At 67.0% G+C, this 10,246-nt stretch carries 6 protein-coding genes and 1 pseudogene; 2 read left to right on the forward strand and 5 right to left on the reverse strand.

What is annotated here, in order from left to right:
• Nucleotides 1–248 precede the first annotated feature (248 nt).
• A complete protein-coding gene (locus AVW09_RS14705) occupies nucleotides 249–2,300 on the forward strand; it encodes a glycosyltransferase family protein (protein ID WP_063258769.1) in 2,052 nt (683 codons plus the stop codon).
• 26 nt (nucleotides 2,301–2,326) lie between these two features.
• On the opposite strand, the gene AVW09_RS14710 is transcribed toward AVW09_RS14705, so the two are convergent.
• Complete coding sequence (locus AVW09_RS14710) at nucleotides 2,327–4,144, reverse strand: glycosyltransferase (protein WP_231901856.1); 1,818 nt, start codon at nucleotides 4,142–4,144, stop codon at nucleotides 2,327–2,329.
• A gap of 40 nt (nucleotides 4,145–4,184) precedes the next feature.
• Between AVW09_RS14710 and AVW09_RS14715 the strand changes: the two genes are divergently transcribed.
• Complete coding sequence (locus AVW09_RS14715; RefSeq protein WP_063258771.1) at nucleotides 4,185–5,480, forward strand: glycosyltransferase; 1,296 nt, start codon at nucleotides 4,185–4,187, stop codon at nucleotides 5,478–5,480.
• Between the two features lie 4 nt (nucleotides 5,481–5,484).
• Here the strand turns inward: AVW09_RS14715 and AVW09_RS14720 are convergent, their stop codons facing one another.
• The 4 genes and pseudogenes from AVW09_RS14720 to AVW09_RS18065 all read right to left on the reverse strand — a co-directional run.
• The gene (locus AVW09_RS14720) at nucleotides 5,485–7,470 is read right to left on the reverse strand and encodes a glycosyltransferase family 4 protein (RefSeq protein ID WP_082823008.1); all 1,986 of its coding nucleotides are present in this window, start codon (nucleotides 7,468–7,470) and stop codon (nucleotides 5,485–5,487) included.
• A gap of 90 nt (nucleotides 7,471–7,560) precedes the next feature.
• Complete coding sequence (locus AVW09_RS18060; RefSeq protein WP_197462659.1) at nucleotides 7,561–9,399, reverse strand: hypothetical protein; 1,839 nt, start codon at nucleotides 9,397–9,399, stop codon at nucleotides 7,561–7,563.
• On the reverse strand, nucleotides 9,396–9,908 hold the full coding sequence (locus AVW09_RS14730; protein WP_063258774.1) for a hypothetical protein: 513 nt from the start codon (nucleotides 9,906–9,908) through the stop codon (nucleotides 9,396–9,398). Before AVW09_RS14730 ends, AVW09_RS18060 begins: the two co-directional genes overlap by 4 nt.
• Nucleotides 9,909–9,962: 54 nt before the next feature.
• Nucleotides 9,963–10,246: pseudogene (locus tag AVW09_RS18065) on the reverse strand (glycosyltransferase family 2 protein); the annotation flags it as partial.

The raw sequence follows: 10,246 nt of genomic DNA on the forward strand, positions 1-10,246 counted from the left end.
ACCCTCGTCGTCACCGGCGCCGCCGGATTCGCGAACGTCGGTGAGACCGTCCCGCCGACAGACACCCGGCCGCGCTTCGTCTTGGCCCGTTCGCGAGCCGAGGACTGCGCGCACGAGCACATCGACGCCGCCGGAGGGCGGGCGTGAAAATCGTGACTCCCTCTGCGACGAAGGCGCTCGCGCGCTCGGCTATCCGTCGGCTCAGGGGGTCTCGACTCTTCCGCCCGGCCGTCGAGCAGATCGACCGAATGTGGTGGACGAGGACGATCCTGCGTGCTCAGATCATCGACGAGGACGTCATCCGTGCCCAGGGTTTCCGGTCGCCGCGCGCGGCTCTCCGCGCCTACGTGCGTGGAGGCTTTCGGCGAGGTGTCACGCTCAATCCGCTCGCCATGGAACGGCTTATCGCCTCCCAGCTCTCGGACGTCGGCCGTGTTCCCGCGCTCTACGCGTACCTGGTGAACGATCCGCGCCGAATCCGAGCGAGCATCCATTGGGACGCCGTGCGCTACGCCGAGGATCATCCGGCGTCGCTGGCCGACCCCGGAGGGCCGCTCGGTCACCGCTGGCGTGAGGCCCGCGCGGTCGACGAGATGTCGTTCGATCAGGGCGGCGTCACGACCGTCGTGTCGTGGCGTGAGGTCGTGCAGCGGATTGCGGCCGCGGGCACACGAGTATCCAGCGGATCCTCGCACGAGGTGCGGAGCGCGCGAACGTTCGTCTGCAGGCTCTCTGATGACGAAGCCGATCTCGCGTACGCACTCGAGCAGATGGTCGCTGCAGCCTCGGCGGACGAGGACGCGCTGCTCCTCACTCCCGAAGGAGGGAGCTTCGAGGTATGGCTGGCATGTACCCTGCTTCCGCTCTGGCGACCCAACACTTCCGTCCATCCTGCCGATTCGGCTCCTGCGCGAAAGACCGTGGCTCGTCGAACGGGCGTGACCGTCGTGCGGGGACCGGATTCGGAGATCGCCTCGGCACATCTCGAACTGCTCGCTCTGGCGGGCGAGCAGGGTCCCGTCGCGCCGCTGTGGCTCGACCTGGACGGCACGATCGCATCCGCCGGGCTGATCGTCCGCGATCACCACTTCCACCATCTGCTCGCAGGGCATCCCCCGGAAGATGCCCTTGCAGCCGGCGAAGTCCTCCCGGTTCCGCGGATCGCCGGATCCACGTTCGCTCGGCCGGGAGGCACGGTGCACTCGATCGGCGACCGCACCCTCGTCGGAGCGGTCGTGCGGGCGCGGCGGGAACCACCGCCGGGCGACTTCGTCGACTCCTCGGACACGGACCTCGACGACTACCTGCGCCCGGCCGGTCTTATGACAGCCCAGGAACCGATGAGAGGACGGATCGTCCGACGTCCACGAACCGACGCGGTGTCGGCCGGCCGTTTCCCCCGCCTTCGGTGGGCGATAAAGATCGCTGCGCCACCGGGACGGCCCGGCGAGTACTGGGGCGACACACATTTCGCGCGTGGCCTCGCCGATGCCCTCCGTCGCCATGGGCAAGACGTCATCGTGGACGCCTACGCCGCGCGTGAGCGAGCGACCGCTGTGCTCGACGATGTAGTGCTCGCCCTCCGAGGTCCAGAACCGATCCGGCCGCAGGCCGGTGCGACCTCGATGATGTGGATCATCAGTCATCCCGACGAGATGACTGCCGATCAGCTGGAGGGATACGACGCCGTCTTCGCAGCCTCCGCGGCCTGGGCGGAGACCGCGTCCCGCACCTTCAGGCGCGAGATCAAGACGTTGTTGCAGTGCACGGATCCGACGCGGTTCCATCCGCACGGCGTGCCGCGGACCGGCGAACGCGTCTTCGTGGGTACGGCGCGCGGGATCGCACGACCCTCCGTCGTCGAGCCCCTCCGAGCGGGGTTGCAGCTCAGCGTGTACGGGCCTGATTGGACCGGCTACATCCCGGCCCACGCGGTCGTTGCCCGCAGCGTTCCAAACTCCGACCTCCCCCTGCTCTACGAGAGCGCCGACGTGGTGATGAACGACCACTGGCCGGCCATGCAGCGGGCCGGGTTCGTTTCGAATCGACTCTTCGACGTCGTCGCCGCGGGGGGCCGAGCCGTTTCCGACGACGTGGCTGGGATCGATGACATCTTCAGCGGTGCCGTCGTGACCTACCGCTCTATCGACGAGCTGCTCACGCTTCTCCGTCGACCCTCGGAAGCGATCTTCCCATCGCCGGCGGAACTCTCTCGGATATCCGAACGGATCCGTCGGGATCATTCGTTCGACGCGCGAGCTGTCGAACTCCTCGAGACCGCCATGACCCTACGCAACTGAAGCCTTCGTCGCGGTCGGCGTGTCACTCAGATCGGTGAAGCCGCGAAGGTTTTCAGGGCGCGATCGAACTCTTCGGGCGCCAACGCGGCCGCGCGCTCGGCGGTCGCGTGCCCATTGCGTCGGAGCTCTGACCACACGGCGTCGCGTGAGATCGCATCCACCAAAGCACGCGTGAGCCCACCCGGATCGCGGGGATCGAAACGAAGAGCATTGTATCCGTCCATGACCTGATGCCCCAGCACCGGATCGCTGGGTGAGATGTAGGCGGCACCGCACGACATCAGGGCGAGGGGCACCAGGGAGTTGGCGCGCGCGACGAGGTCGATGACCGCGCGGGGTCTCCGCCGCACGACCGCTTCGAGGTCAGCGGACGAGTCGACGTCGTCGAGAGCGAAGAGGACGTGATCGAATTCGCGCAGAGTGAGCCGGATGCCGTCGCGCTCGGGCGCCGAAGCCCCGATGACAACCACGACCCGTTCGCTCGCCACGGGAAGCGCCGCGGGAACGAGAGCGGGGGCGATGCGGGCTCGCGCCTCCCACGCGGTCTCGTGCTGGAGCTGCCGCTGGGTCCACGGGTTCGGCGCGATGTAGTCGAAGTCAGGACGGTACCCGGCGATGATGTGCGCCTGGAGCGCAGGATCGCCGGGATGCGACGCGCTTTCGATTCCCGGCAGCAGATAGACGGGCAGTCCGCCGGCGGCGGTCGCGAGCCACACCGTCTCCGCCGCGGTCCAGTCCGCCGCCAGGACGATCCGGTCTCCCCCCGAAAGGCGCGCGATCACGTCCTCGTCCCGCTCGGCCGACGAGACGCGGTGGTACGTGACGACCCGAGCCGTCTGTGCATCCGCGAGGGAACGGACGTAGGCCTCCCAGAGGGGTCCGGATGCCGGCCCGAGCACCACGTCGAGGGGCGCGTCATCGGGCACATGACGGGTGAGCAACTGCTCCTCCCACCGACCCCAGAAACGTCGCATCGACGCGAGTTCGCGGTGGCCCTGGCTGTAACCCCGACTCGCCGACTCATGGTGGATCAGCAGTGCCGCAGGCTGGTAATAGCTGCGCACGCCGAGCTTCCACGCGCGCATCGCATAGTCGACGTCTTCGAATCCGAGCCAGAATTCGTCGTCGAAAAAGCCCAACCGGTCGAACGCTTCTCGCGTGATGTAGAGACAGGCGCCCGATGCCCCCCGGTTGTATCCCGCGACGTTCGCGGCCGGTCGGGTTGCGGGCGCGCCGGTGTGGAAGTGGCTCCACCATTGCGGAGCGTGTTGGCGCGCGTGGTAGTGCCCGGCGTACTGCAGCCGCCCATCGGGGTAGACAAGACGGGGACTGACCAGACCGATGTGGGGATCGATCGCGTACGCGCTGTACTGCAGCGCCTCCAGCCACCCCGGTTGGGCGACGATGTCACTGTTCATCAGGATGATGTCGTCGTCCGCCGCGGCCATCCCGACGTTGATCGTCCCCGAGAACCCTCGACGCGTGTCTTTCTCGATGACACTGACGCGAGGACCCTCGAGCTGCCGCAACCGCGCCACCACGTCCGGATCGATGTAGTCGTCGACGATGATGATGCGCCAATCGGCGGTGGGATAGGTGCGCTCGACACTGGCGACGGCCTCCCGCACGAGAGGCACATCGTTGTAGCTCGGGATGACGATCGTCAGGGGGCGCGCGTGGGATTGGAACCACGCGCGGGCAGCTGCCGCCGTAGTGTCATCGATCGACTGGCCGCGGGTGTTGGCAAGATAGGACGAACGTGTCCGCCGCGCGCGGTACTCCGACTTCCAGGATTCCGGCAGATGGCGGTACAGGCGGTTGGCTGCCCCGCGAAGAGTATGCAACATGTCGGTCTACGTCCGTCAGCGAAAGTCAGGAACCTTCATGATATCGATCACGAACGGCGCATCCGAACGAGCGCGGGTCGTGGTGATCGCGACGGACGTCGTCGGCAAGCGGATGGCCGGGCCGGGCTTGCGTTCGGTGAGGATCGCCGAGCAGCTGACCGACGTGGCTACCGTGACCCTCGCCGTCAGCGCGGGCGACGCTGATGCCGCCCTCCTGTTGAGTGGGCAACCCTATGCCGTTCGGACCTACGGAGACGCCAATGAGCTGGTGCGCATCATCGGTGAGCACGATGTGGCGTACTCGCAGGTGCTCGACCGCGACGTGATCCGGCGCAGTTCCGCGGGCGGAGCGCGGTTCGTGTTCGACCTCTACAACGCTCTCCCCGCCGAGGCGATCGGCGCCGAGGCCATAGGCGGCTTCTCCGACCCGGAGGAGAAGGACGCGGTCTTCATCAACGTTCTCCGGCAGTTCCGTATCGCTCTTCGCGCCGGCGCCTACTTCGTCACCTCGAACGAACGGCAGCGCGACTTCTGGATCGGATACGCCCTCGCCGCCGGAGCGCTGCGCCCGAGCACTCTGAGAGGCCGGACGGTCGACGACGTCATCGGTCTGGTGCCGTTCGGGATGCAGGACGATGAACCGGTCGCTCGCCGGTTGGCGCTCCGTGAGGATCTCGGCATCCCCGAGGACGACTTTCTTCTGCTGTGGGCCGGAGGTATCTGGGATTGGTTCGATGCCGAGACACCGATCCGCGCGGTCGCAGAATTGCGCGACCAGGGGCGACGCGTGAGTCTGGCGTTCTACGGAACGGCGCATCCCAACGCTCTGATCGGCACTCCCCCCGCGGTGGCACGCGCGCAATCCCTCGCCCGGCGGCTGGGAGTACTCGGCAACGGTGTCTACTTCACCGAGGGGTGGGTGCCGGCCGACGAACGGGCGGACTACCTTTTGGACGCCGACGCCGCGGTCTCCGCGCACCGTCCGTCATTCGAAACGCGTTACGCCTTCCGCACCCGCATCCTCGATCACTTCTGGGCCCGTCTGCCGAGCATCGTTACCGAAGGCGATTGGTTCGCCGACTACATCGGAGAAAATCAGCTCGGAATAGTCGTCCCCTGCGAGGACGTCGATGCCATGAAGGACGCGATGCTGCGGATGTCGCGATCCAGGTACAACCGACGGATAGGTCGACGAGTGGACAAGGTGCGGGACGACTGGAAGTGGTCAGTGACGACGCGCCCGCTCCGACACGCGATCGCGACGTGGGAAGCCAGCCTCATCCCCGGAAGCGATGAGAAGCCCGCCGAGGACTCCGCTTCGGGCCAGCGCTGACGCGCTACCGCTGATTGATGCCGGTGTCGTCGAACGCCCCACCACGGGCGCCCGTGTCCGCGACGCGCCGGTAGAACTCCGCCACGATGTCGAGAACGGTGGGCCAGCGGTACTGTGCCGCCGTCGCGAGTCCACCGCGACGCAGCCGATCGCGCTCTTCGGGATCCGAACGCAGGCGATCGATAGCGGCGACGAGGGCGTCGTCGTCATCCTGTCCGACGACGATGCAGTTGACGCCGTCCCGACAGAAGTCCCGGTTGCCGTGCGAGTCGGTCGTGATCACAGGACAGCCCGCCGCCATGGCTTCCAGGACCGGAAGGCAGAACCCCTCATGCCGCGAGGTCTGCACGAACATCGCTGCGGTGTTGTAGAGCTCGTTGACCTGCGGATCCAGCGGCCGCACGACGTAGTCGACGCGGTCGTCCTGGAGGATGTCCGGCTCGGTACCGAACATGCGAAGCAGGGGGCGACGCTCCCCCATTGCTCGCCACGCACGCGCGGTCATCGCGAAGTTCTTCTGGAAGAAAGAGCGACCGACGGCCAGAACGCTGTCCGTCTCGCGTTCCCAGCCCGGCAGGGGGTGAAAGACGGAGTCATCGTAACCGTGCGGCACGAGCGTCGCCGTCATGCCGATCTCCTCCAGCTCGCCGATCTGGTAGCTAGCCTCGGTGATGCCGATGAACTCGGGGCGGTATCCCGCCACCACCGCCGCCTGCACGGCACGATCGTCCGGGAAGAACCAGGTCTCGAACTCCTGGATCAGGTAGACCGGGAGGCCGTGGTTCACGGATCCGAGCCAGACGATCTCCGCTGTCTCCCACCACGTCGCGACCTTGATCGCGTCCGCGTTGCGGAGCGAGAGCAGCAAATCGCCATAGCTGTCGAACGTCCGCACTGGTACCGCCAGATCGAACCACGTCGGCTGGCCCTGGAGAGACCAGACCTCGATGTCCATTCCGCGATCCGCCAAACCGTTCGCGATCTCGAAAACGGCCCGGATGCCGCCGCTGATGGTGGTCGCGGTCAGGACGAAGATGATCCGGACGCGCTCTCCGTCCTCGGAGACGGTGCGACGCATGAGCCATTCACTCGTATCCGGCGTTGCGGTCACGGTGGGCAGCTCGCGTACATCGAGCACCACCGGGCTGAAGCAGAGGGTGCGGATGTTCCCCGCCCAGCCCTTCCGGACCAGTTCACCGACCTGGATGTCCAGTCGTTCACCCGAGATGTGACGAGCGGGCACGTCCACGCGGTCGAGCGCGTACGACGTGGCGAGGAAGCCATGGGCTGCGGCGGTGAGGACGTAGCGGGGAATGTCGTCCTGACCGTAGTCCTTGACGCCGCTCGCGCTGGCCACGAACTCGCCCCGGCGCCGGTCGAACTGAAATCCGGCAGTCACCCGGTCATCGACTCGGTACGCGGGCGTGACGAACCCGATTTCCTTGTCTGAGTTGTACTCGTGGGCGGCGAACTGCATCCGCACGATCTCGGCGACCTCAGGAAGCGGCTGCGCCGCATCGAGAAGGAGCAGATCCCACCGCCGACGACGCGCATGCATGTACGCGAGCACCTCCGTGAGATCGAACTCCGCGGATCCACGCACCCCCGTGCGTGTCCACGCGTCGGCCCGCAAGCTGCGCGTGAACGGAACCGCCGCCTCGCCCACGAGGAAGTGGACGTTGAGGCGATCGGACACGCGGGCCATCCACGCGCTCAGGGACGGAGACGGTGTGCCGTAGAGGGCGATCACCATCTGAGGACGCTCGATCGCGTACCACCCGACAGAACGGTTCTGAGTGAGAGCAGTGGAGATTCCGTTGGGGAAGACGAGTCCCTCTCGGGCACGCAGCCGTCCGAGCGCGCGGCGACGTGCACGGAAGGCCCTCGGGCCAAGCTCCACAAGGAGAGAGAGCTGGAACAGCGCCGCCGAGATGCGCTCGATCACGCGCGCGACGACGCGAAAAAGCTTCCTAATCACTCGATGCAGCATTCTCGACCCTTCCCGAACCAACCCATAAAGCTTACGTGGCCCTACGGGCGTGTCCTTTCCGCCCGCCGCCCCGCCGGTGTCGGTGGTGTCTCAGTACGCGGGCCCGAGAGGCAGCAGCGCGAACGCTGCGGCGCTCACAGTCAGCACCCGCGGCGAGACAGTTCCGGCAAGGCTCTGCAACTGCGGGACGGATGTCACGTGCCGGTACACACCGTTGGTGGCGTAGAAGATCCGCGTGTCTCCCGCCGGACGGATGAAGACGAGCCCCGGTGCCTCCGTCGAGAGGTTCAGCGCACCGCACGTGTCGCTATCCAGCGCGGCGACGGTGAACCCAGCGGCGGCCGCCCGCGACGCCGGTCGGAGCTGACCTGACGCGGCATAGAAGATTCCCGTGCCACAGCCCACGAAAGGTTCCAGGTTTCCTATCTGGGGCCAGTCCTTGGCCGCCGAAATCGGAACGTTCGTGCTGAAGACGTTGCTGGGCATACCAAGCTCCCCCGCACGCAGCCAGGACGGAAGGTAGAACAGCCTCCCATCCGCCGTGGGCAACCAGACCCGGGAATCTCCCTGGAACAGTATGAACTGGGCCGTGGCGAACCGCGTCTGCGAACTCACGGTGGAGCGTGCGACGACGGACGTCGGCAGAAGAGCCGCGTACGGAACGGCACCGTAGTTGAAGGTCGAGGCGACTGCCGAGTCGTACATCGGAACGAGCCGTGCGCCGTTCATCTGATACGTCGGGCTCGACGAGTCGACGCGCCCGAACGGGGTCATCGGACCCCCGACGGGGATCGACGCGAGATCGTCACCGGTCACATCGATGATGAGGTTCTGACAATTGCCTCCCCACAGACCGATCAGCTCGCAGCTGTTGAAGTAATGGAGCTGCTTGGCATCCAGGTAGTAGACCGCCCCGGTGGTCGAGTTCCGGATGTAGAGGCTGGCATCTCCCCCGTCCGCGAAGCGTCCCAGATAGTCCGCCGTGACCGGGGTGGGGTCGCCCAGCACGAGCTGCCACTGGGGCCACGCGTGGGGCGGCATGTGGTAGCGCCGGCCGCCGGACGTGAGGTAGATGTCGTTACCCACCGAGACCACGCGCTTGACCTGCGGATGCGTCGACCCGAACCAGTCGGTGTAGATCCGCCAGAAGTTGCGATTGCCGTACGCCGAGCACGAGTCCCCCGTGCCGTAGAGGTTGTTCAGCGCGGCGGCGTTCGGCACGTACGGCGTGTAGATGTAGAGCGCGGCCGTTGCCGCGTTCTCGATGAACACCCGCTGCGTGCCGCAGTTGTTGTAGGGGTGGTACAGGATGTTGTTCCAGCGCCCCGACTGATAGCCCCACCACGTCGGGTTCAGGCGGTAGACCTCGAACTGCCGGGCCGCGTAATAGACCTGATAGAAGAACCCCTGGGTGGCGGAGTCGCACGGCGCGGTGTCGGGACACCCCTGGCCGGTGGCGGCCTTGTACTGGGAGTCCTCGGGCCAGGTCGACGAGACCAGCCGCTGCTCCTTCTCGAGCAGCACGAGCAATGCCTTCTGGCTGATCCCGCAGGAAAGACCCACCTTGGCGATGATCGTCGCGGCGCTCTCGTTCGCGGCGCCCGCGTATCCGTTGCAGTATTTGTCCGCCGGCCGGTCGTCGGTGTTCTGCCGGTAGTCCTTGAGGCAGGTGTAGCCGCTTCGGCAATTCGGCACTTGCTTCTGAAGGAAGACCTGGATGTCCGACGCGCCCAGAACCGACCCGTCGAAGAACACGGCATCGTCGATGATGTTGCCCGGGTTCCAGTCGGCCGCGTTGGCCGCAGACGCGGACGCGGCCGGAGCCACCGTTGCAGGAAGGGCAACGGGCAGCGCCACCAGGAGGGCTGCCGCGCACACCCAGGCAGCGAGGACGGCGAGGGCGGCGCGAGGGCGCGACCGTACGGTCACGGCGCCGGCTCGACCGTGGAGACGGCCGACTCGGCGCGTGTGGACGGCGACTCGTACCGCACCCGGAACTGCGGAGTGCTCGAGGGGGCGTCGAGAGGGATCGACATGACTCCGCAGTAGGTCACGTCCTTACCCTCGGTGCCCGTCACCGAGAGTGTGCGGTCCGTACCGACGAGTTCGAGGGTGCACGTACCGTCTCCCTCGGAGACCCTCGGGATCATCGCGGTGACTTCGAGATTGCCACCGACGACCTCGGCGGTGACGATGAGGACGTCTCCCGAGAACGGGGTGACCGAGGGCGTCGGCACCGCTGTCGGAGTGTCCGCCGCGCTCGGAGTGGACGACGGAGCCACGGATGCCGATGCACTCGGCGTCGTCGAAGACGTGGCGCCTCCGACCGGCGTCGCGCAGCCGGCCAGGGCGAGCAGTGCAATGACACCGACGGGTACGCCCCAGCGCCTGTTCTTGCGTGCCGTGGGGGATGACTGGACGTCGTTGGCGGGGATCACGCCATCATTGTGCGGGTGAAGCGCCCCGATCGGTGGCTGCCACGCCGCGCGCGATCACCCGCGCCCGACGCGCCGACGGAGACGTCGCAGCCGTGACCACACCGGCTGGTGCGCGTCGATCTCACGGCGGAGGTCGTCGCGGATCTCGGCCCGCAGGCGTTCCGCGTGAGCCCGCGCGAGGTCGTCGAGACGGCCGACGAGCTGATCCTGGAGCGCGGCCAGATAGAGCGGAAGACCATCGCCTTCCCGGCGGGTCCACTCCGACAGGGCGCGGTCGCGCACGCGGGCGTCATCGAGGCGGTGTGCTTCGGCCAGCGCGAACATGCTGTTGGCGGCGA

The sequence above is a fragment of the Microbacterium sp. T32 genome (assembly GCF_001619615.1).
Lineage (GTDB): Bacteria > Actinomycetota > Actinomycetes > Actinomycetales > Microbacteriaceae > Microbacterium.

Coding starts and splice junctions, on each gene's coding strand:
- AVW09_RS14705 (WP_063258769.1), top strand. CDS start 249: ATGTGGTGGACGAGGACGATCCTGCGTGCTCAGATCATCGACGAGGAC.
- AVW09_RS14715 (WP_063258771.1), top strand. CDS start 4,185: ATGATATCGATCACGAACGGCGCATCCGAACGAGCGCGGGTCGTGGTG.
- AVW09_RS14720 (WP_082823008.1), bottom strand. CDS start 7,470: ATGCTGCATCGAGTGATTAGGAAGCTTTTTCGCGTCGTCGCGCGCGTG.